The 20209-nt window shown below is 72.9% G+C and carries 22 protein-coding genes; 14 read left to right on the top strand and 8 right to left on the bottom strand.

All coding sequences use genetic code 11. From position 1 onward, the window contains the following. Nucleotides 1–34: 34 nt before the first annotated feature. The 5 genes from ACQ1X7_RS05295 (at nt 35) to ACQ1X7_RS05275 (ending at nt 4252) form a co-directional block, all read left to right on the top strand. Nucleotides 35–391, top strand: a complete 357-nt coding sequence (locus tag ACQ1X7_RS05295; RefSeq protein ID WP_432477120.1) for a hypothetical protein — start codon at nt 35–37, stop codon at nt 389–391. A 48-nt stretch (nt 392–439) separates the two neighbouring features. Further along, the gene (locus ACQ1X7_RS05290; RefSeq protein WP_432477119.1) at nt 440–1837 is read left to right on the top strand and encodes a M15 family metallopeptidase; all 1398 of its coding nucleotides are present in this window, start codon (nt 440–442) and stop codon (nt 1835–1837) included. Nucleotides 1838–1878: 41 nt separating this feature from the next. Next, nucleotides 1879–2292, top strand: a complete 414-nt coding sequence (locus ACQ1X7_RS05285) for an HIT family protein (RefSeq protein ID WP_432477118.1) — start codon at nt 1879–1881, stop codon at nt 2290–2292. 37 nt (nt 2293–2329) lie between these two features. Continuing rightward, nucleotides 2330–3103: an SDR family NAD(P)-dependent oxidoreductase gene (locus tag ACQ1X7_RS05280; RefSeq protein WP_432477117.1), complete on the top strand. Its 774-nt coding sequence runs from the start codon at nt 2330–2332 to the stop codon at nt 3101–3103. A gap of 135 nt (nt 3104–3238) precedes the next feature. Next, entirely contained in the window at nt 3239–4252 is a 1014-nt protein-coding gene (locus tag ACQ1X7_RS05275) for a DUF3048 domain-containing protein (protein ID WP_432477116.1), read from the top strand. A 113-nt stretch (nt 4253–4365) separates the two neighbouring features. Here the strand turns inward: ACQ1X7_RS05275 and ACQ1X7_RS05270 are convergent, their stop codons facing one another. Continuing rightward, complete coding sequence (locus ACQ1X7_RS05270; RefSeq protein WP_432477115.1) at nt 4366–5037, bottom strand: TetR/AcrR family transcriptional regulator; 672 nt, start codon at nt 5035–5037, stop codon at nt 4366–4368. A gap of 117 nt (nt 5038–5154) precedes the next feature. Between ACQ1X7_RS05270 and ACQ1X7_RS05265 the strand changes: the two genes are divergently transcribed. The 8 genes from ACQ1X7_RS05265 to ACQ1X7_RS05230 all read left to right on the top strand — a co-directional run bounded on the left by ACQ1X7_RS05265 (nt 5155) and on the right by ACQ1X7_RS05230 (nt 13287). Continuing rightward, complete coding sequence (locus ACQ1X7_RS05265) at nt 5155–5682, top strand: hypothetical protein (protein WP_432477114.1); 528 nt, start codon at nt 5155–5157, stop codon at nt 5680–5682. 152 nt (nt 5683–5834) lie between these two features. Then, complete coding sequence (locus ACQ1X7_RS05260) at nt 5835–6401, top strand: YqgE/AlgH family protein (RefSeq protein WP_432477113.1); 567 nt, start codon at nt 5835–5837, stop codon at nt 6399–6401. Nucleotides 6402–6462: 61 nt separating this feature from the next. Then, nucleotides 6463–6753: a DUF3039 domain-containing protein gene (locus ACQ1X7_RS05255; RefSeq protein ID WP_432477112.1), complete on the top strand. Its 291-nt coding sequence runs from the start codon at nt 6463–6465 to the stop codon at nt 6751–6753. Beyond that, nucleotides 6750–8525, top strand: a complete 1776-nt coding sequence (locus ACQ1X7_RS05250; RefSeq protein ID WP_432477111.1) for a DEAD/DEAH box helicase — start codon at nt 6750–6752, stop codon at nt 8523–8525. Before ACQ1X7_RS05255 ends, ACQ1X7_RS05250 begins: the two co-directional genes overlap by 4 nt. Before the next feature lie 123 nt (nt 8526–8648). Continuing rightward, the gene (locus ACQ1X7_RS05245; RefSeq protein ID WP_432477110.1) at nt 8649–9284 is read left to right on the top strand and encodes an IclR family transcriptional regulator; all 636 of its coding nucleotides are present in this window, start codon (nt 8649–8651) and stop codon (nt 9282–9284) included. A gap of 45 nt (nt 9285–9329) precedes the next feature. Beyond that, nucleotides 9330–10157 carry an ABC transporter ATP-binding protein gene (locus ACQ1X7_RS05240; protein WP_432477109.1) on the top strand — a complete coding sequence of 276 codons (828 nt, stop codon included), beginning with the start codon at nt 9330–9332 and terminating at the stop codon, nt 10155–10157. Between the two features lie 18 nt (nt 10158–10175). After that, nucleotides 10176–11168, top strand: a complete 993-nt coding sequence (locus ACQ1X7_RS05235) for an ABC transporter substrate-binding protein (RefSeq protein ID WP_432477108.1) — start codon at nt 10176–10178, stop codon at nt 11166–11168. A 1-nt stretch (nt 11169) separates the two neighbouring features. Next, nucleotides 11170–13287, top strand: coding sequence for an iron ABC transporter permease (locus tag ACQ1X7_RS05230; protein WP_432477107.1), 2118 nt, complete (start codon nt 11170–11172; stop codon nt 13285–13287). A 7-nt stretch (nt 13288–13294) separates the two neighbouring features. Here the strand turns inward: ACQ1X7_RS05230 and ACQ1X7_RS05225 are convergent, their stop codons facing one another. Further along, complete coding sequence (locus ACQ1X7_RS05225) at nt 13295–13771, bottom strand: winged helix-turn-helix transcriptional regulator (protein WP_432477106.1); 477 nt, start codon at nt 13769–13771, stop codon at nt 13295–13297. Between the two features lie 55 nt (nt 13772–13826). Here ACQ1X7_RS05225 and ACQ1X7_RS05220 point away from each other — a divergent pair, with 55 nt between their 5' ends. Beyond that, nucleotides 13827–14342, top strand: coding sequence for a PaaI family thioesterase (locus tag ACQ1X7_RS05220; RefSeq protein WP_432477105.1), 516 nt, complete (start codon nt 13827–13829; stop codon nt 14340–14342). Between the two features lie 14 nt (nt 14343–14356). Here ACQ1X7_RS05220 and ACQ1X7_RS05215 read toward each other — a convergent pair whose 3' ends face one another. The 6 genes from ACQ1X7_RS05215 to ACQ1X7_RS05190 form a co-directional block, all read right to left on the bottom strand. After that, the gene (locus ACQ1X7_RS05215; RefSeq protein WP_432477104.1) at nt 14357–15250 is read right to left on the bottom strand and encodes an NAD(P)-dependent oxidoreductase; all 894 of its coding nucleotides are present in this window, start codon (nt 15248–15250) and stop codon (nt 14357–14359) included. After that, nucleotides 15235–15927, bottom strand: a complete 693-nt coding sequence (locus ACQ1X7_RS05210) for an SDR family oxidoreductase (RefSeq protein WP_432477103.1) — start codon at nt 15925–15927, stop codon at nt 15235–15237. The genes ACQ1X7_RS05215 and ACQ1X7_RS05210 overlap by 16 nt, the downstream gene beginning before the upstream one ends. Then, nucleotides 15924–16823: a cupin domain-containing protein gene (locus ACQ1X7_RS05205; protein ID WP_432477102.1), complete on the bottom strand. Its 900-nt coding sequence runs from the start codon at nt 16821–16823 to the stop codon at nt 15924–15926. Before ACQ1X7_RS05205 ends, ACQ1X7_RS05210 begins: the two co-directional genes overlap by 4 nt. Further along, nucleotides 16820–18190, bottom strand: a complete 1371-nt coding sequence (locus ACQ1X7_RS05200) for an amidohydrolase family protein (RefSeq protein WP_432477101.1) — start codon at nt 18188–18190, stop codon at nt 16820–16822. Before ACQ1X7_RS05200 ends, ACQ1X7_RS05205 begins: the two co-directional genes overlap by 4 nt. 66 nt (nt 18191–18256) lie before the next feature. Further along, a complete protein-coding gene (locus ACQ1X7_RS05195) occupies nt 18257–19237 on the bottom strand; it encodes an alpha-ketoacid dehydrogenase subunit beta (RefSeq protein WP_432477100.1) in 981 nt (326 codons plus the stop codon). After that, nucleotides 19225–20202 carry a thiamine pyrophosphate-dependent dehydrogenase E1 component subunit alpha gene (locus ACQ1X7_RS05190; RefSeq protein ID WP_432477099.1) on the bottom strand — a complete coding sequence of 326 codons (978 nt, stop codon included), beginning with the start codon at nt 20200–20202 and terminating at the stop codon, nt 19225–19227. The genes ACQ1X7_RS05195 and ACQ1X7_RS05190 overlap by 13 nt, the downstream gene beginning before the upstream one ends. Nucleotides 20203–20209 lie beyond the last annotated feature (7 nt).

Raw genomic sequence — 20209 nt, 5'->3', positions numbered from 1 at the left:
GACCCGTGGACCGGGAGGACGAGGAGGGATCACGGTGAGCGCCCTGGTGGTCGTGCTGATCGTCGTGCTGGTGGGTGGAGTCGCCCTCGCGGCGGCGCTGCGATCCGTCTCCCTGGAGCAGGTGCGGCGGGAGCAACAGCTGCACGACCCCCGCTCCCACACGGTCTCCTACGCCGTCCCGCCCGGTGTCGACCCGGCCACGGTCCTGGCCGCGGTGCGGGCCTCCGGCTTCACCGGTGTGGTCGACCCCACCGGCCCGACCGAGCACGTGCTCGTCGGGTGCGGAGAGTCGGACCGTCCGCGGCTGCGCAGCGTCATCGAGGCGATCGGCATCACGGGGTACGACGGCGCTGCCGTGCGCGGCCCGGTGGTGTTCGAGGACGAACGCTGAGACACACCGCTCCGGCGGCGGCGCAGCCGCGTCGTGCACAATCGCCCCATGCTCGGGCGACTCACCGCACTGACCACGGCCCTCCTGCTCGCGCTCGGCGCGGCGCCCGCGGCGGGTGCCGAGGCCGCGGGCGAGACCCCGACCGCGCTCGACCTGGCGGCGCCGCAGCGGTTCGCCGACGCGGAGACTCCGGTGCGCCTCACGCTGACCGACGGGAACGGCACCGCCCTGGCCGACCAGGTCGTGACCCTGGAACGGCGCCGCAACGGTGAGTGGGGAACGGTCGGTGCTGCCCTGGAGACCGACGACGAGGGTGAGGCGACGGCTGACCTGACCCTGGCCCGCGACGCGAGCGACAACGTCGTCCGCGCGACGTACGACGGCGACGAGACCTACGACGGCGCCAGGACCGGGCCGGTCCAGCTGCGGATGAAGCGACGCGACGGCGTGGTCACCTTGCGCGGCCCCGACCGCGTGGTCGACGAGCAGCGGGTGACCCTGACCGTCCGGTGGCGCGCCCGCAACGACACCCCCGTCCCCAGCCGCGTCTCGGTGTTCCGGCGGCTCGGCGGAGGCTGGAAGCGCGTGGCACGCCCGCGGCTCGGACCGGACGGGACCGCCACGGTCACCTCGCGCCCCCGCAAGGACTCCCGCTGGCAGGCCCGGGCCCAGCGCCTCGACTGGGTCACCGGCGATCGCAGTGGCGTCCACAAGGTGAACAACGTGCCCCCGGGCGACCCCGTCCGGCTGCCCGCGCGCGCGCCGCGGCCGCGGGTCAACCTCCCCGATCAGCGACGCGCCGTCGGCAACGGCGCCCACGCGGTCGTCACCCGGATCCCGAACGCCGTGTGGCGCCAGATGACCGGCCGCTCCTGGCACCGTGGCTGCCCGGTCGGACGGTCCAGCCTGCGGCTGATGCGCATCAACTACTGGGCCTACGACGGCTACCGACACCGCGGCGAGATCGTGGCCCACGCCGACGCGATGCCGAACATGCGGGGCGCCCTGACCGCGATGTACCAGCAGAAGCTGCCGATCCGCTCGATGTACCGCGTCGACCGCTTCGGCTGGTCCCGCCGGCTTCAGGGCGCCGACGACTACCGGTCGATGGCGGCCGGCAACACCTCGGCGTTCAACTGCCGCAGCGTCGTCGGGCGGCCCGGCGTCCGGTCGCCCCACTCCTACGGCCGCGCGCTCGACGTCAACACGTGGGAGAACCCGTACCGCTCCTCGCACGGCTGGACGCCCAACGGCTGGTGGCCGAGCCGCTCCCACCCCCGGGTGGCCTGGCGGTCCCGACGGCACCCGGTGGTCCGGGTGATGCTGAACCACGGCTTCCGGTGGACCTACGGCGTGCAGGACTCCCAGCACTTCGACGCGCCCGCCGGCAGTGGCCGGGTGATGATGCCGAGCGCCCGGGTGTGCGACACCGACGTCTGTCACTGATGCGTCGATACCGCCTGCTCCCTGCTCCCTAGGATGCGGTCGTGGCCGGATGTGTGTTCTGCGCGATCGTCGCGGGGGAGACACCCGCCCACCTGGTGCACGAGGACGACGCCTTCGTCGCCTTCCTCGACGCCCGCCCCGTCTTCAAGGGCCACACGTTGCTGGCGCCCCGCGAGCACGTGGACACGCTGCCCGACCTCCCGGGCGCGCTGCGCGACCCCTTCCTGGCGCTCGCCCAGCGCCTCGCCGTCGCGATGCAGGAGGGGCTGGAGGCCCAGGGGAGCTTCGTGGCGGTCAACAACGTGGTGAGCCAGTCGGTGCCCCACCTCCACCTCCACGTGGTGCCACGCACCAAGGGCGACGGGCTGCGCGGCTTCTTCTGGCCGCGCACGAAGTACGACGACGCCGAGGACGCGTCCCGATATGCGTCCCGGCTGCGCTCCGTCCTAGAGTGACCGGTCAGCAGCACCCCCGATCCCCCCAGGAGTGAGCATGGGCCGTTTCGACGGACGTGTCGCCGTGATCACCGGCGCCGCCCGAGGCATCGGCTTCGGCATCGCCCAGCGGTTCGCCGAGGAGGGCGCCCGGATCGCCGTCCTCGACCTCGACGAGGCCACCGCCAAGAAGTCCGCATCGGCCCTTCCTGGCGCCGATCGGCCGCGCACCAGCCACCTCGGCGTCGGCTGCGACGTGTCCGACGCCGCCAGCGTGGACGCCGCCGTCGAGCGGGTGGTGGCGGAGCTCGGGGGCCTGCACATCCTGGTCAACAACGCCGGGATCACCCGCGACAACCTGCTGTTCAAGATGACCGAGGACGACTGGGACCAGGTCATCGGGGTCCACCTGCGGGGTGCCTTCCTGATGACCCGGGCGGCGCAGAAGCACTTCGTCGCCCAGAAGTACGGCAAGATCCTCAACCTCTCCAGCACCTCCGCGCTGGGCAACCGCGGCCAGGCCAACTACTCGGCCGCCAAGATGGGGATCCAGGGCTTCACCCGCACCCTCGGGATCGAGCTGGGCCCGTTCGGCATCAACGCCAACGCGATCGCCCCGGGCTTCATCGCCACCGAGATGACCGACGCCACCGCGGAGCGCCTCGGGCTCGGCGTGGAGGAGTTCCGGAAGCTGAACGCCGACGCCAACCCGGTGCGCCGGGTGGGGGAGCCGGCCGACATCGCCGCCGCGGCGGCGTTCCTGTGCAGTGACGAGGCGTCGTACGTCACGGGCCAGGTCCTCTACGTCGACGGTGGCGCCCGCCTCGACTAGCTCCGTCTCGCATTGTCCAGCGAGTTGCTGCACAATGCGGGGCGACACGGGCGCGCCTGCCGGATCGGCGTGGGGCGCGCATCCACACTTGACCGAGTTGCACCACACCCCCGAGAAACACCGATCGGAGTCATCGTGCGTCACCTGCACCTGACCGCCCTGAAGACCACCGCCACCGTGCTGACCGCCGGCCTCCTGCTGGCCGGCTGCGGCGGCGACGACACGAGCGACCCGAAGGCCGCCGGCCAGGAGATCGCCGGCGGCTCGACGCTCGGCCAGACCTGGCCGCTCACCGGCCTCGACGTGGAGGGCGACTCGAGCTCGGCGCAGACCCACCCGGTGATGGTCGCCAAGATCGACAACACCGAGTCCAGCGCCCCCCAGGTGGGCCTCGGGTCGGCCGACCTGGTCGTCGAGGAGCTGGTCGAGGGCGGCTCGACCCGTCTCGCGGCGTTCTTCTACTCCGACATCCCCGACCAGGTGGGGCCGATCCGGTCGATGCGCGCGAGCGACATCGGCATCGTCTCGCCGGTCGACGCCTCCGTCGTCACCAGCGGCGCGGCCCCGGTGACCATCAAGCGGATCACCGGCGCCGGCATCAAGTTCTACGGCGAGGGCTCGCCCGGCATGTCGCGGGCGACCGACCGCACCGCGCCGTACAACCTGATGAACGACATGTCCAAGCTGGTCGACACGCTGCCCGACAGCGAGGAGCGGCGGCCCGACGACTACCTGCAGTGGGGGAAGGCCTCCGACCTGCCGAAGGGCAAGAAGGCCACCACCCTGGCCGCCAACTTCGGCAACCACACGACGAACTGGGCCTTCCAGGGCGGTGAGTACGTCAACCAGAACTCCTACGCCGCCGACGGCGACCAGTTCACCCCGGACACCGTGCTGGTGCTGCGCGTCCCCGTCGGTGACGCCGGCTACACCGACCCCGCCGGCAACCCGGTCCCCGAGACCAAGCTCGACGGCAAGGGCCAGGCGCTGCTGTTCCACGACGGCGAGGTCGTCAAGGGCGCCTGGGAGAAGTCCGGCCTCGACGCGCCGCTGGAGCTGAGCGCCGGCAAGAACGAGCTCACCGTGCCCGCCGGCAACACCTGGATCGAGCTGGTCCCGGCCGCCAACGGCAACGTCACCTGGAAGTGACCCGACCCCGACCCGACAGGACCTGCCGCCGCGTCGGGGTAGTTCAGTGAGAAGTGGCCCTCCTTACCACGTGAGAAGGGGCCACTTCTCACTGGAGTACCGAGGTGCCGGGCTCAGGTGGGGGAGGCGTCGCCCACCTGGACGCCCTGCTCGGCGAGGGCGGCGAAACCGGCGAGGATGAACCGGATCGCGGCCTCGACCCGCTGCGCCGCCGCCTCGGGGTCGTCGCTGGTGGAGACGGACTCGCCGGCCGACGACATCGCCCCGAAGAAGATCCGGGTGAACGTCTCGACCATGTCGTCGTCGAGGTGCCAGTCGCCGGCCTGGAGCACCGACGCGACGATGTCCCGGACGGTCGCGAACGTCGACCGCTCCGCCTGCTCGCGGAAGCGGGCCCAGCCGAGCACGGCCGGGCCCTCGAGGATCACGATCCGGCGGTACGCCGGCTGCTGCACCACCTCCAGGAAGCGGTCGAGCCCGGCCAGGGCCTTGTCCCACGGGTCGTCGTGGCCCGCGAGGGCGTCGGTGATGTCGCGCGCCGCCTGGCTCTCCACCCGCTCGAAGGCGGCCTCGAAAAGGGCTTGCTTGCCGCTGAAGTGGTGGTAGAGCGCCCCCTTGGTGACCTGGGCGCCGGCCACGATCGTGTCGAGCGAGGTGGCGGAGTAGCCGTGCTCGGTGAACAGCTCCTCGCCCATGTCGATGAGCGCCCGTCGCGTGGACGCGGAGTACTGCTGCCGGCGGGACGGAACCCGCGGCACCAGCTTGGACACGCTCCCCTTGGTCACCCGGCCGAGTGTAGGGCTCCCGTGAGCGAGGTCACCGTGGAGCGCTTTGCATACCGAGAGTACGGACGGGCATACTGAGAGTACGTACCAACGGTATGTGAACCGAAGGAGCCGACCATGACCTGGAACGCGTTCCACTCCCGCGGGGAGATCCTCCGCACCGTCGTTGCCGCCGCCGACTCCCGGCTCGACGGCCGCCTCCCGTGGGACGTCGAGGGCGTCCGGGAGGTCTTCGACGACGAGCTGGACCTGCTCGGCGCCCTGCAGCTGCGGTGGCACACTCGCCTCGCCGGACGGGTCGACCGGGCCCTGATGCACCAGCCCCTGGACCTGGAGGCCGCCGTGATCGGCGCCTGGCACGACGCGGCCGAGGAGCTCCCCGGCCTCCGCCTGGTCCTCGACCACCACCGCGAGCACCCGCTCGACGACCGGATGGCCGACGCCGTGGCGACGGCCGCGGCCAAGGAGCAGACCATGCTCGCCGTGATGGCCGGCCTCGCCGGCACCGAGAACACCGGTGCTGCGTCGGTCGGCGCCGCCCTCGAGGACAGGGCCCGCGACAGCATGCCCGCGACCCGCAGGCCGCGTCCCGACCACCGCGCGCCCGGCCTGCTGGGCCGACTGCGGGCGGCGCTCGCCGCCTGACCCCCGACCCGACGGCCCCGGTCGCCGACGCACCCTCCCGCGGCTCGATGCCGCACCCTCCCTCCGCGTCGGCACCGGGGCCGTCGCACGCCCCGTGCCGGCCGCAGGACGTCGGACTGTGCTGCCGCGGTCGCCTCGGTCATGATGGGTCCATGAACGAGGGGTCGGGCGCCCGGGCAGGGATGCTGCTCGTGGCCACGCCCCAGCTGGTCGACCCCAACTTCGCCGACACCGTGGTGCTGCTGCTCGACGTCGACGAGCAGGGCGCCCTCGGCGTGGTGCTCAACCGGCCGACCCCCGTCGCGGTGAGCGAGGTGCTCGCCGGATGGGGCGACGTGGTCGCCGAGCCCGAGGTGCTCTTCCAGGGCGGGCCGGTCAGCACCGAGGGGGCGCTCGCGGTGGGCTGGCTGCGTGATCTCGACGACGTGCCCGTCGGCTTCCGTGAGGTGGTCGACGGGCTCGGCGTGGTCGACCTCGACACGCCGGTGGAGCTGGTCGACGGGTCCCTCAGCGGGATGCGGATCTTCGCCGGCTACGCCGGCTGGGGTGCCGAGCAGCTCGACGGCGAGATCGAGGAGGGCAGCTGGTACGTCGTGCCGGCCCAGGCGTTCGACGTGTTCCGCGACGACCCGACCGACCTGTGGCGCGAGGTGATGCGGCGCCAGCCCGGCGAGCTCGCCTGGCACTCCACCCGGCCGGTCGACGCCACGCTGAACTGACGCGAGGAGTCTGTGGGTCCGGCTCGGACGACGGCGGGAACTGAACTAGAGTCTGGTGATCATGAGCCCCCTCGGATTCGGCCAGCCACGTGGCGACACCGACACGATCGAGGACCGTCGTACGTCCCCGACCGAGCCCGGTGACCACGAACGCTTCTCCCACTACGTGGACAAGCACAAGCTGACCGAGGCGATGGTGATGGGCACCCCGGTCGTCGCGCTGTGCGGCAAGGTGTGGGTGCCGAGCCGGGCCCCCGAGAAGTACCCCGTGTGCCCCACCTGCCAGGAGATCTGGGAGCAGATGCGGCCCGGGGGCGGCGACGGCGACGGCGGAGGGGACTCCTCCGAGTGACCGGCCGGCTCGAGCCGGTCCCCCTCTCACCCGCGTGGCCCGACCGCGCCGCCTGGGGGACCGCCACCTCCCTGCGCGCCTGGCAGCAGGCGGCGATGGAGGACTACTTCACCCGTGCCCCGCGCGACTACCTCGCGGTGGCGACGCCGGGAGCCGGCAAGACCACCTTCGCGCTGTCGGTGGCGGTCGAGCTGATCGGGCGCCGCGTGGTCGACCGGGTCGTCGTGGTCGCGCCCACCGAGCACCTCAAGAGCCAGTGGGCCGAGGCCGCTGCGCGCGCCGGCATCCCGATCGACCCGACCTACAGCGCGGGCAAGGGCAAGACCTCGACCGACTACGTCGGCGTCGCCGTGACCTATGCCGGAGTCGCGGTCAACCCGCTCGCGATGCGGATCCGCACCGAGCGGTTCAAGACGCTGGTGATCCTCGACGAGATCCATCACGCAGGTGACGCGCTCTCGTGGGGCGAGGGTGTCCGGGAGGCGTTCGAACCGGCCACCCGGCGGCTGGCGCTGACCGGTACGCCGTTCCGCTCCGACGTCAGCCCCATCCCGTTCGTCACCTACGCGCCGGACCCGGGCCAGGGAGCCGGCGTCCGGGTCAGCGTCCCCGACTTCACCTACGGCTACGCGCACGCGCTCGCCGACCACGTGGTGCGCCCGGTGCTGTTCATGGCGTACTCCGGGCAGATGGAGTGGCGTACCCGTGCCGGCGACGAGGTGTCGGCGCGGTTGGGCGAGCCGCTGACCAAGGACCTGCACGCCCAGGCGCTGCGCACCGCCCTGGACCCGCAGGGCGCGTGGATCCCGGCGGTGCTCGCCGCCGCCGACAAGCGGCTCTCGGAAGTACGCCGCCACGTCCCCGACGCGGGCGGCCTGGTCATCGCCAGCGACCAGACCCAGGCGCGCGCGTACGCCGCGCTGCTGGCGAAGATCGCGGGCGAGAAGCCGGCGGTCGTGCTGTCGGACGAGAAGGCGGCGTCGAAGCGGATCGCGGACTTCGCCGAGGGGCAGGCGCGCTGGATGGTCGCGGTCCGGATGGTGTCCGAGGGCGTCGACGTGCCGCGGCTGGCGGTCGGCGTCTACGCCACGACGACCGCGACGCCGCTGTTCTTCGCCCAGGCCGTCGGGCGCTTCGTCCGCGCCCGGGCCCGGGGCGAGACGGCCACCGTGTTCGTCCCGTCGGTGCCGTCCCTGCTGGGGTTCGCCTCGGAGCTGGAGGCGCAGCGCGACCACGTCCTCGGCCGGACCGTCACCGACGAGGACGACATCTTCGCCGCCGAGGCCGATCTGCTCGCACGTGCCCAGCAGGGCGAGGGCGCCTCCGACGAGCTCGACGGGTCCTACGAGGCGATCGGCTCCGACGCCCGCTTCGACCACGTGCTCTACGACGGCGCGTCCTTCGGCCACGCGGGCGAGGTCCACGTGGGGTCCGAGGAGGAGATGGACTTCCTGGGCATCCCCGGCCTGCTCGAGCCCGACCAGGTCCGCGAGCTGCTCCACCACCGGCAGTCGGAGCGGGCCCGGCGTACTCCCGCCCCCGAGCCCGACACCGTCGACCGGGTCACCACCCACGAGCAGCTGGCCGTGCTCCGCCGGGAGCTCAACGGCCTGGTCGCCGCCTGGCACCACCGCACCGGCCAGGCCCACGGCATCACCCACGCCGCGCTCCGCAAGGAGTGCGGCGGGCCGGCCGCGGCCATCGCGAACGCCGAGCAGCTGCTCGCCCGGATCGACCGGATCCGCGAGTGGGCGGCCCGCAAGACCTCCTGAACCTGCTGCGTCGGGATAGTTGGCCGCCGAAATCATCGTCTGCGGCCTGCGAGCGGTGATTTCGGCGTCCAGCTATCCCACCGACGAGGAACCGCGCGACGCGAGTCCCGATAGCGTGCGGCCATGGCGACCGAGACGTCGCAGACCCTCGACCGCGGGCTGCGGGTGCTGACGGTGCTGGCCGCAACCCCGGCGGGCCTGACGGTCACCCAGCTGGCCGCCGAGGTCGGCGTCAACCGCACCGTGGTCTACCGGCTGATCAGCACCCTCGAGCAGCACGCACTCGTCCGCCGGGACCGGCAGGGCCGGCTCCACGTGGGTCTGGGCGTGCTGCAGCTGTCGGCGGCGGTGCAGCCGGTGCTCCGCGAGGCCGCCGGGCCGGTGCTTCGCTCGCTGGCCGAGCGGCTGGGCTGCACGGCCCACCTCACCATCACCGACGGCGAGGAGGCCCTCGCGCTGTCGGTGGTCGAGCCGTCGTGGACCGACTTCCACGTCAGCTACCGCGTCGGGGCCCGACACCCGCTCGACCGGGGTGCGGCCGGGCGCGCGATCCTGGCCGGTCGTGAGCCGGCCGGACCGCCGTACGTCGCCACCACCGGTGAGCTGCAGCCCGGCGCGCGGGGGATCGCTGCGGCCGTGCGCGACGTCGACGGCCTCGAGGCGAGCGTCGGCGTCGTGACCCTCGACGACATCGACGTCGACCGGCTCGGGCCGCAGGTGGTCTCGGCCGCCCAGGAGCTCGCCGCGCGCCTCCGCTGAGACCCCGCCTCGTGCGCGACCTGAAGTTAGGTTAGCCTCACCTGTGTGAGCACCTGGGGGCTGGCAGGTCGGGACCTGACGCTGGGCTACCGCGACACGGCCGTCGTGCACGACGCGTCCGTCGAGCTGCGTCGCGGACAGGTCACCGCCCTGGTCGGGCCCAACGGCAGCGGCAAGTCGACCCTGCTGCGGGCGCTGGCGCGGCTGCACCGGGTCCAGCAGGGCAGCGTGGTGCTCGACGACGACGTCGACTGTGCCGCGCTGAGCGCTCGGGAGTTCGCGCGTCGGGTGACGCTGCTGTCGCAGTCGCGGCCGAGCCCGTCCGGGCTGCGGGTGAGCGATGTCGTCGCCTTCGGTCGCCACCCCCACCGTCGCCGGTTCGGTGCCCTCGACGGGCCGGACCACGACGCGATCGGGTGGGCGCTGACGGTCACCGGTACCACCGAGATGGCGGACCGGCCCGTGGACGAGCTCTCGGGGGGCGAGCTGCAGCGGGTCTGGCTGGCCACCTGCCTGGCCCAGCAGACCGGGGTGCTCCTGCTCGACGAGCCGACCAACCACCTCGACCTGCGCTACCAGGTCGAGGTGCTCGACCTGGTCCGCGAGCTCGCCGACGACCACGGCGTCACCCTCGGGGTCGTGCTGCACGACCTCGACCACGCCGGGTCGGTCGCCGACCACGTCGTCCTCATGGACCGCGGTCGGGTGCGGGCCTCGGGGGACGCGGTCGACGTCCTCACCGGCGACCTGCTGACCGAGGTCTACGGCATCACCGTCACCGCGGTCACCGACCCGGAGACCGGGTTGATCCGCACCGAGGCGTCCGGCCGACGCCACCGGGACCTGCGCGCCGGGCGCCGGTCCGACACCTGACAGAAGAGAGACCACCACATGATGCGCACCCTGGGAGCCCTAGCCGGCACCGTGCTCGTGCTCGCGGCGACCGCCTGCGGCACCAGCGAGCCGAGCCAGGCAGAGGAGGAGCAGGCCGACGCCGCGCAGGCCGAGGCCGCCGGTGGGCCGATCACCCTGACCGACGACGCCGGACGCACCGTCGAGCTGCCGGCGCCGGCGCAGGACGTGGTGGTGCTCGAGTGGCAGCAGGTCGAGAACGTGCTCGCCCTGGGCGTCGAGCCGGTCGGGGTGGCCGACGTCGAGGGCTACAACACGTGGGACTCCGCCGAACCGCTCGATCCCGAGGTCGCCGACGTCGGGCTGCGCGGGGAGCCGAACATGCAGGCGATCTTCGAGCAGGACCCCGACCTCATCATCGCCGAGGTGGTCGGTCCGTCCGACGCCGTGATCAAGCGCTTCGAGAAGTACGACGTCCCCGTGCTCGCCACGATCGGCGCCGACGCCGAGGACCCGATCGCCAAGATGGAGTCGACCTTCCGGCTGATCGCGCAGGCCCTCGGCAAGGAGGCGGAGGCCGACGAGGTGATGGCCGACTTCGAGGAGACGCTCGCCGAGGCGGAGCAGGAGATCAGCGACGCCCAGCTGGAGTCGACGAAGTTCGCCTACATGGATGCCTACGTTCAGGGCTCGACGCTGTCGGTCCGCCCGTTCGGCCAGGGCTCCCTGGTCGGCGAGCTCGGCGAGGCCATCGGCCTGACCAACGTCTGGGACGGCAAGGTCGACGAGCTCTACGGACTCGGCCAGACCGACCTCGAGGGCATCACCTCGATCGACGACGAGGCCTGGCTGTTCTACACCGGCACCGAGCGCGACACCTGGTACGACGCCGTCGAGGGCAACCCGCTCTGGGAGAACGCGGCGTTCGTCCAGGAGGACCGCGTCGCCGCGTTCCCCGACGGCATCTGGACCTTCGGCGGTCCCCGCTCGTCCGAGCAGGTCGTCGAGGCGTTCGTCGACTCGCTGACCTGACGTGTCACTCCTCGACCGCGTCCAGCGCGGCGACCCCGCTGGGTCCGCGGAGCCGCCCGCGGCCCCGCGGACAGGAGTCGCCGACGCGCTGCGGGCGCTGGTCGTGGGACTCGTGCTTCTGGTCCTGCTCGGGCTCGTCGCGGGCTGGCACCTGACCCAGGGCACCACCGGGGTCGGGTTCGGCGACCTGGTCCGGCTGCTCGGCGGCGGGGGTGACCCGGCGACGTGGGACGTGCTCGCCGGCTCGCGGCTGCCCCGGATGCTGGCCGGCGTGGTCGTCGGCGTCGCGCTCGGCGCGGGTGGTGCGGTGCTGGCCTCGCTGGCCCGCAACGCCCTGGCCGCGCCCGACACGCTCGCCGTCACGGCGGGCGGCTACTTCGCCGTCACGCTGGTCACCGCTCTCGGGCTCTCGCTGCCCTGGCTGGCCGACGGCCTGGTCGCGTTCGTGGGGGCGCTGGCCGCCGCCGGGGCCGCGCTCGTGCTCGCCGGGGTGGGAGCCGCGTCGACCACCCGATTGATCCTGGCCGGTTCGGCCCTCGCGCTGGCGCTCGACTCGGTCGCGGGCGGGTTGCTGCTCGTGTTCCGCCAGGAGACGACCGGGCTCTACGCGTGGGGCAAGGGGACGCTGAGCCAGACCGGCCTCGACGGCGTCGTCCAGATGGGTCCTGTCGTGCTGGTCGCCCTGGCCGGGGTGCTGCTGCTGTCGCGTCAGCTGGACCTGCTCGCGCTGGGTGACGACGCCGCCTCGTCGCTGGGCGTGCCCGTCCGCGGCGTCCGCGTGACCTGCATCGTGCTGGCCGTGCTGATGTGCAGCGCCTCCGTGACGCTCGCCGGGCCGCTCGCCTTCGTCGGCCTGTGTGCGCCCGCCGCGACCCGGCTGCTGCGCCCGGTGGTGCCCGCGCTCGGACGGCACCTCGCGCTCGTCCCCCTCTCGGCCCTGGTGGGCGCCCTGATCGTGCTGGTCTCCGACGCCGCGATGCGGGCGGTGATGGGGGAGGAGGCGGCACTGTCGGTGCCGACCGGGGTCACGACGACGCTGCTCGGCGCGGTCGTGCTCGTGGTCCTCGCCCGCCGGGCTGACGACGCCGGACCGACCCGCCGACCCGCCTCCGCGCGCCCCGGCGGGTCCCACTCGGGACGACGGTTCGCCCTCGTGGTGTCGCTGCTGGTGCTCGGCTTCGTCGGCGCGCTGGTGCTCGGCCTGCTCGCCGGGCACCGCTGGCTGCTGCTCGGCGACGTCACCAACTGGCTCTCCGGCAACGCGGTCCCGGTCATCGACTTCGCGATGACCGAGCGGTCGCCGCGCGTCGTCGCCGCGCTCGCGGGCGGTGCCGCGCTGGCGCTCGGCGGCACCGTGATCCAGGCCGTGGCGCGCAACCCGCTCGCGGAGCCGGGACTGCTCGGCATCACCGGCGGCGCCGGCGTCGGAGCGGTGATCGTCGTGACGGCCGATCCGTACGGCGCCGCCTCGGCCGCGGCCATCGGGCTGGCGGCGGTGATCGGCGCCCTCGCGGCGTTCGGCCTGGTCTACGCGCTCACCTGGCGGGGCGGTCTCGACTCCGACCGGCTCGTGCTGATCGGCATCGGGGTGTGGGCCGGCACGGGGGCGTTGAGCTCGCTGCTGATCATCCGCAGCGACCCGTGGAACACCCCCAGGATCTTCACATGGATGTCCGGGTCCACGTGGGAGCGCGGCTGGGACCAGGTGGTGCCGGTCCTGGTGGCCCTCGCCGTCTGCCTGCCGGTGATGTGGGCGGCGCACCGGCAGCTCGACCTGCTGGCCCTCGACGACGACACCCCGCGCCTGGTCGGCATTCGCGTCGAGCGGTTCCGCCTGGTCGCGCTGCTCTCGTCGGCCGTGCTGACCGCGACGGCGGTCGCGGCCGTCGGCGTGGTCGGCTTCCTGGGTCTGGTGGCCCCGCACGCGGCCCGCGGCCTGGTCGCGGGACGCCACGTCCGGGTGATCCCGGTCGCCGTGCTCGTCGGGGCGGTGCTGCTCAGCGTCGCCGACACGATCGGCCGCAGCCTGCTCGCGCCGGACGAGATCCCCGCCGGACTCATCGTGGCGGCCGTCGGGGCGCCGTACTTCCTCTACCTGCTGTGGCGCTCGCGGGCCTAGCGCACGTCTAGGGCGCGGCGCGAACGCCGGGGCCGGGGCGGCTGACGATGTCACGCGGGCGGGGGACGTCGTGCCCTGCGGCGCAGTGGACGTGCACCTCCACCGGTGAGCCGCAGCCGCGGTGGGCGAACTCCACCGGTGGTCCCTCGGGGTCGGCGAGGTAGCGGTCGCCCCACTGGGCGACGGCGACCAGCACCGGGTAGAGGTCCAGCCCCTTCTCGGTCAGCCGGTACTCGTGGCGCTCCCGCATCCCCGACTCCCGGTAGGGCTCGCGCCGCAGCACGCCCTGGTCCACGAGGAGCGCCAGCCGGTTGGTGAGCACCTGGCGGGGGATGCCGGTGTGCCGCCGCATGTCGTCGAAGCGTCGGATGCCGTTGAAGACCTCGCGCAGCACGACCAGGTTCCACCGCTCGCCGAGCACCCCCATCGCCCGACCGATCGTGCAGTTGTCGGTGGCGTAGGTGAGGGCTGGCGGTGTGACCACGATCCCATGCTAGGTCTTGTTGACAGACTCAGCAATCGGGTGCCACGCTCGGTCCATGACGCAGACCCAGCCGTTCCGCACCGAGTCGCGCACCTTCACCTGGGCCAGCCCGGGCCAGGGCGACATGACCCGGCTGGTGGAGCTCGACGGGCTGGGCCAGCTGCGGGCGATGGTCGACGGCGAGCTGCCCCCGCCGCCGATCATGGCGACGCTCGGGTTCTCCGACTTCCGGCCCGAGCGCGGCCGGGTCGTGGTGGAGATGCCGGTCGCCGAGTTCCACTACAACCCGCTCGGTGGTGTGCACGGCGGGGTGATCTCGACGCTGCTGGACACCGCGGCCGGGTGCGCGGTCCACTCCACGCTGGCGGTGGGGGAGATGTACACCTCGCTCGACCTGACCGTGAAGTTCCTCAAGCCCGTGACGACCGGGTCGGGCCTGCTGACCTGTGAGGGCACCGTGATCCAGCGGGGCCGTCGTACGGCACTGGCCCAGGCGCAGCTGCTCGACGAGCAGGGCAGGCTGGTCGCCCACGCCACCAGCTCGTGCATGGTCTTCCCCGCCCAGGGCTGAGCCCGGGCCGGCGGTCAGTCCCTGAGGTGGCGCGCCAGCGCGCTCATGTCGGCGTCGCCGAGCCCGGCGTCGACCGCGTCACCGACCACGCGGCGGTTGGTCTCGAGCTGGGGGACCGCGGCGCCGACCGTGGCGGCGAGGGCGGCCGCGAGGTCGAGGTCCTTGGCGACGAGGTCGAGGGCGAAGGCCACCGGTGCGGACTCGGGGTGCTCGAAGGCCGCCCGCTTGTAGCCGACGAACGGCGCGCCGACCGCGCTGTTCGCGATCACCTCGTACGCCGTCTCCCGGTCCACACCCGCCTTCTCGGCCAGGACGAGCGCCTCCGCCAGCGTCTGGTTGAGCCCGAAGACCATGGCGTTCACGGCCAGCTTCATGGTTGCTCCCGACCCGAGGGGCCCGAGCAGGATGATCCGCTGCGCGAACGATTCCAGCGCCGGCCGCGCCCGCTCGACCGCGTCCTCGGGGCCGCCGGCCATCACGAGGATGGTGCCGCCCTCGACGCTCGGGACGCTGCCGGACACGGGGGTGTCGGCCAGCATCGCGCCGGCCGCCCGGACCTCGTCGTCGAGCTCGCGGATCGTGGCGGGCGCGACCGTGCTGGTGTCTGCGACGACCGCCCCCGGCGCGAGGCCGGCGACCAGCCCGTCCTCGCCCCGGTACGCCGACCGGAGGGCGTCGTCGTCGGCCAGCGAGACGATGACGACGTCGGCCCCCGTGACCGCCTGGCGGGCGGTGTCTGCCACGGTCACCTCGCCCCCGGTCGTGGCGGCGACTGCGTCGGCCTTGTCACGGGTCCGGTTCCACACGGTGAGTGCGTGTCCGGCGCCTGCCACCCGGCGGGCCATGGCGCCGCCCATCCGCCCGGTGCCGATCACGGCCACCCGGAGCGGGTTCACGTGACCAGCCATCCGCCGTCGACGTCGAGGTTGGTGGCGTTGACGCCGGGGTTCTCGAGCAGGAAGTTCACGCCGCCGACGATGTCGGCCATCGTCGCGAGCCGCCGGGTCGGCGTGCGTGCGACGTAGCCCTCCAGCACGCCCTCGGGCTTCCCGGACCAGAAGGGGCTGTCACCGACGATGCCGGGGTGCAGCGCGTTCACCCGGATCGGCGCCATCTCCAGGGCCAGCGCGTTGACCAGGCCGACCACCCCGCCGTTGACGGTCGAGACGGTCACCGAGCCGGGATAGGGCCGGTCCTTCGCCCGGCCACCGAACAGCACCACCGAGGAGTCGTCGTTCATCCGCGGCAGCAGGACGTGCACGACCTCGGTGTAGCCGACCAGCTTGAGCACCGCCAGCTTCGTCGCGCGGTCGAGGTCGTAGTCGGCGATGGAGTTCTGGTCGCGCTCGATCGCCGCGACGACCAGCCGGTCCACGCTCCCGATGCCGGCGAGGGCCTCGGCCAGGTCGTGCGGCTGGTTGAGGTCGACCGCCAGACCCGAGACCTCGCCGTCGACCGACGCCGCCACCTTTTCCGCGCGCTCGCGGTCGCGTCCGGTCAGCACCACCTCGTCACCTCGTGCGGCCCGGTCGCGGGCCACCTCGAGCCCGATCCCGGACGTCCCGCCGATCACCACGGTCCTCATCTGGCGTCTCCTTCGAGTCGACTCCGCAGGTAGTCCCAGTCGCGCGCGAACCGGTAGCCGTGCCGCGGTGGCAGCGGAGGAGCCTGGGTCTCCAGCCAGCGCACGACGCCGTCGCCGTTGCGGAAGCTGTGCTGGCAGCCCACCCCCGCCCAGGCGACGTCCCCGGGCTCCAGCTGGTAGACCTCGCCGTCGAACGTCGCCTCCACGGTGCCGTCGAGGATCAGGTAGGTCTCCTCCAGCGGGTGGTCGTGGAGGCCGGCCGCGCCGTGCGGCTCGTACTGCACCATGAACATCGACGACAGCACCGCCCCGAGGTCGGAGTCGACCATCATCTTCAGGGTGATCCCGCTGTAGACGAGCAGCGCGGTCCGCATGCTCGCGGACACGTCCAGCAGCTCCTGCGACTGCTGCCGCGCGTCCATGTGGGCCTCGGTGATCCGGCCGTAGCGCCGGGTGCGCGGGTCGCGGACGTCGGCGTCGACCGCCGCCGTCTCGCCCACGTCGGGCACCCGCTGGGTGTCGTGGTCGTGCTCGGGCCGCGGCACCGGGACCGACACCCGCACGAACCGGGTCTCCGCGTCGTCCTCGTTGCGCAGCGAGTGCGGGACGCCGATCGGGATCAGCCCGTAGCCACCCGGCCCGAGCCGGACGGCCTCGCCGGGGGTCTGGACGACGAGCTGACCGTCGGTGACGTAGACGCTCTCCTCGTAGGAGTGCACGTGGCTGGGCACCCGTCCGCCCGGGGCGAGCCGGGCGAGGCCGAAGCCGGTGTGCACGGCAGGCGTGCTGGCGTCGACGACCGACCACTGCTCGAGGCCGGCCGAGTCCGCGAGCGGCCCGACGGGCGGTGACCAGGTGAGGTCGGCCGCCCGACGGACCAGGTGGTGGGTCGTCATGCCGGGGCGGGCTCCTGCTTGGCCACCGCGGCGTCGGCGGCCGCGGCGACGAGGTGGTCGCGCGAGTCCTGCACCAGCGACATCGCCCGGGCCACGTCGGCCGTGAGCGCGAAGTCGCGCTTCACGAACTGCCCGGCGACCAGCACGTGCTCGACGTTCGACACGTCCGCGCACAGGGTCACCGCGCCGGCCGGGTCGTGGATCGGGCCGACGTTCACGGCTGTCGCGTCGATCACGACGACGTCCGCCTGCTTGCCGGGCGTGAGCGAGCCGGTCCGGTCCTCGAGCCCCGCGACGTGGGCGCCGTCGAGGGTGGCCATCTTCAGCATGTCCTTCGCGGTCAGCATGTCCTCGGGGATCGGGACGTCGAGGTCCCAGCACACCGCGTTGACCCGGGCCCGCTCGGCGCCGAAGGCCGCCCGGATCTGGGTGAACATGTCGCCGGGCACGGTGGTGACGACGTCGATCGACAGGCTCGGGCGGAGCCCGAACTTGCGGGCCTTGTTGACCGGCGGCCAGCCGTGGCCCATCTGCGTCTCGACCTGCGCCGCGATCGAGATGGTGCCGCCCGTGTCGGCCACCCGCTGCCACTCGTGGTCGCTGAAGTAGCAGCAGTGGACGTACGTCGTGTCCGGTCCGAGCAGGCCGAGCCGGTCGAGCTGCTCGACCATCCCGAACCGCCCCGCCATCCGGCCCATGCCGACGTGCACGGTGATGGGGATGCCGAGCTCGCGGGCGAGCCCCCACTCGGCCTGCACCACCTGGTCCTGGGTGAACCCCGGACCGCGGGTCGCGATCGCCATCGTCAGCAGCCCGTCGTCGCCCGGGATGTGGGTCGACCGCACCCGTCGTACGTCGTCGCCGGGGATCTCCTCGGCGCTGAAGAACCAGTACTTCTCCAGCGAGGTGTTCGCGCTGCCGTACGCGTACTGGGCCCGGATGCCGGCCTCGGTCAGGCCCTGCACGGCCGCGTCGGCGTGCTCGGGCGTGTTGTTGATGTGCGACCAGTCGACCAGCGTGGTGATGCCGGCGTTGAGGCACTCCAGCGACCCGGCGAGGTTGCTGGAGTAGACGTCCTCGGCCCGGTAGAGCGGGGCGAAGGTGTCGAGGATCTCGACGAAGTAGTCGTCCAGCGTCGCGTTGGGCGCGCTGTTGCGGATCGCGGTCTCCCACGTGTGCCGGTGGGTGTCGACGAAGCCGGGGATGACGATCTTGCCGGCGCAGTCGACGACCTCGGCGTCGGCGTCGAGGTTCGCCTCGACGGCGGTGATCTTGTCGTCCTCGATCAGGACGTCGCCGGTGGTCCGGTCCCCGATCTCCGGGTCCACCGACAGGACGGTGCCGCCCTTGAGGAGGATCTTGGCCATGGTGTTGACCCCTTTCACTGTGGTGACTTCTCTGGGACCGGACGGTCCGGACGGTCGGTCTCTCCGCTAGTAGGCCGTGAGTCGGCGGACCTCCTCGACGAGCTTGGCGACGGTGGGGATGACCTGCTGCTCGAGCGCGTCCGCGAACGGCAGCGGCACGTTCTCGCCGGCCACCCGGCGTACGGGGGCGTCGAGCATCTCGAACCCCTCGTCGGCGACGATCGAGGCGACGGTGGCCCCCCACCCGCCCTGGAACGGGTTCTCCTCGACGACGACCAGCCGGCTGGTCTTCTCCAGCGAGGCGAGCACGGTGGCCATGTCGAGCGGGATCAGGCAGCGCAGGTCGATCACCTCGAGCGAGATCCCCTCGGCGTCCAGGTCGGCGGCAGCGGCCAGCGCGAGGGGCACGGTGGCGGCGAGCGCGACGACGGTGACGTCGCTGCCCTCGCGGGCGATCCGCGCCTCGCCCAGGGGTACGACGTACTCCGGCGGCGCCGCCTCCCCCTTCGAGGCCAGCAGCCCCTTGTGCTCGAAGACGACGACGGGGTCGTCGCTGCGGATCGCCGATGCCATCAGCCCGACCACGTCGGACGGCGTGGACGGGGCCGCGATCTTCAGGCCGGGGACGGTCATCACCCAGTTCTCGACCGACTGCGAGTGCTGCGCACCGAACCCGAGACCGCCGCCGTTCGCGGTCCGCACGACCAGCGGGACGGTCACCTGGCCGCCGGTCATGTAGCGGGCCTTGGGGATCTCGTTGGCGAGGTAGTCCCAGCAGCAGGCCAGGAAGTCGCTGAACATGATCTCGGCGACCGGCCGCATCCCGGTCATCGCCGCGCCCATGGCCGCGCCCATGATCGCCTGCTCGGAGATCGGGGTGTCCCAGACGCGTTCCGCCCCGAACTCCTCGAACAGCCCGACGGTGGTCTTGAAGACCCCGCCGGCGGCGCCGATGTCCTCGCCCAGGCAGACCACCGTCGGGTCCCGCCGCAGCTCGCGTGCGATCCCGTCGGCGACGGCGTCGCGGTAGGTGGTCAGGTCCGCCACGCGGCACCTCCGTCCGCCCAGACGTCGGTGAAGGCGTCGTCGGGGTCGGCGGCCGGAGCCGCCTGCGCGGCCGCGGACGCCGCGGCGACGATGTCCTTCGCCCGCTGGTCGACGGCGTCGACCTCCTCCTCGCTGACCCGCAGCTCGAGCAGCGTGCGGCGGGCCACGATCAGGGGGTCGCGGGCCAGCCACTCGTCCACCTCCTCCTGCGGCCGGTACGTCGCCGGGTCGGTGCGGCTGTGGCCGAAGTGCCGGTAGGTGAGCGCCTCGAGGACCGTCGGGCCGCCACCGCTGCGGGCGCGCTCGACCGCCTCGAGCATCGCGTCGTGCACCGCCACCACGTCGTTGCCGTCGACCAGCACGCCGGGCATGCCGTTGGCGGCGGCGCGGTCGGCCGCGGGGTTGGGCACCGCCGTGACCGCGTCGATCGGGGTGTACTCCATGTAGCGGTTGTTCTCGCACACGAAGATCACCGGCAGCTTCCACACCGCCGCCAGGTTGAGCGCCTCGTGGAAGGCGCCGATGTTGGTCGCGCCGTCGCCGAAGAAGGCGACCGCCACCTGCGTGGTGCCCCGCAGCATCGCCGACCAGGCGGCGCCGTTCGCCATCGGCAGGTGGGCGCCGACGATCGCGTAGGAGCCGAGCATCCCGTGGTCGGCCTGGGTGAGGTGCATCGAGCCGCCCTTGGCCCGGCAGACGCCGGTCGACTTCTGCATCAGCTCGGCCAGGCAGCCCTCGGGCGTGGCGCCGCGGGCGATCGCATGGTGGTGGCCGCGGTAGGTGGCGAACACGTAGTCGTCGGGCCGGAGCGCGGCGCCGGCACCCACGGCGACCGCCTCGTGGCCGGCGGCGAGGTGGGTGGTGCCCTTGACCAGCCCGCGCATGAACAGGTCGTGCGCCGCCTTCTCGGTGCCGCGGATCACCGCCATCTGCTCGTACCAGCCGAGCAGCGTGGTGGTCGCCACCCGTTCC

The sequence above is a fragment of the Nocardioides sp. GXQ0305 genome, from assembly GCF_050880345.1.
Lineage (GTDB): Bacteria > Actinomycetota > Actinomycetes > Propionibacteriales > Nocardioidaceae > Nocardioides.
The sequence above is the reverse complement of the archived record's forward strand: the minus strand, read 5'-3'. Positions and strand labels throughout refer to the sequence as shown.

Excerpts from the sequence above, each read along its gene's own strand:
- ACQ1X7_RS05290 (WP_432477119.1), top strand. The coding sequence starts at position 440 with ATGCTCGGGCGACTCACCGCACTGACCACGGCCCTCCTGCTCGCGCTC.
- ACQ1X7_RS05280 (WP_432477117.1), top strand. The coding sequence starts at position 2,330 with ATGGGCCGTTTCGACGGACGTGTCGCCGTGATCACCGGCGCCGCCCGA.
- ACQ1X7_RS05265 (WP_432477114.1), top strand. The coding sequence starts at position 5,155 with ATGACCTGGAACGCGTTCCACTCCCGCGGGGAGATCCTCCGCACCGTC.
- ACQ1X7_RS05260 (WP_432477113.1), top strand. The coding sequence starts at position 5,835 with ATGAACGAGGGGTCGGGCGCCCGGGCAGGGATGCTGCTCGTGGCCACG.
- ACQ1X7_RS05255 (WP_432477112.1), top strand. The coding sequence starts at position 6,463 with ATGAGCCCCCTCGGATTCGGCCAGCCACGTGGCGACACCGACACGATC.
- ACQ1X7_RS05245 (WP_432477110.1), top strand. The coding sequence starts at position 8,649 with ATGGCGACCGAGACGTCGCAGACCCTCGACCGCGGGCTGCGGGTGCTG.
- ACQ1X7_RS05235 (WP_432477108.1), top strand. The coding sequence starts at position 10,176 with ATGATGCGCACCCTGGGAGCCCTAGCCGGCACCGTGCTCGTGCTCGCG.
- ACQ1X7_RS05220 (WP_432477105.1), top strand. The coding sequence starts at position 13,827 with ATGACGCAGACCCAGCCGTTCCGCACCGAGTCGCGCACCTTCACCTGG.
- ACQ1X7_RS05215 (WP_432477104.1), bottom strand. The coding sequence starts at position 15,250 with ATGGCTGGTCACGTGAACCCGCTCCGGGTGGCCGTGATCGGCACCGGG.
- ACQ1X7_RS05210 (WP_432477103.1), bottom strand. The coding sequence starts at position 15,927 with ATGAGGACCGTGGTGATCGGCGGGACGTCCGGGATCGGGCTCGAGGTG.
- ACQ1X7_RS05205 (WP_432477102.1), bottom strand. The coding sequence starts at position 16,823 with ATGACGACCCACCACCTGGTCCGTCGGGCGGCCGACCTCACCTGGTCA.
- ACQ1X7_RS05200 (WP_432477101.1), bottom strand. The coding sequence starts at position 18,190 with ATGGCCAAGATCCTCCTCAAGGGCGGCACCGTCCTGTCGGTGGACCCG.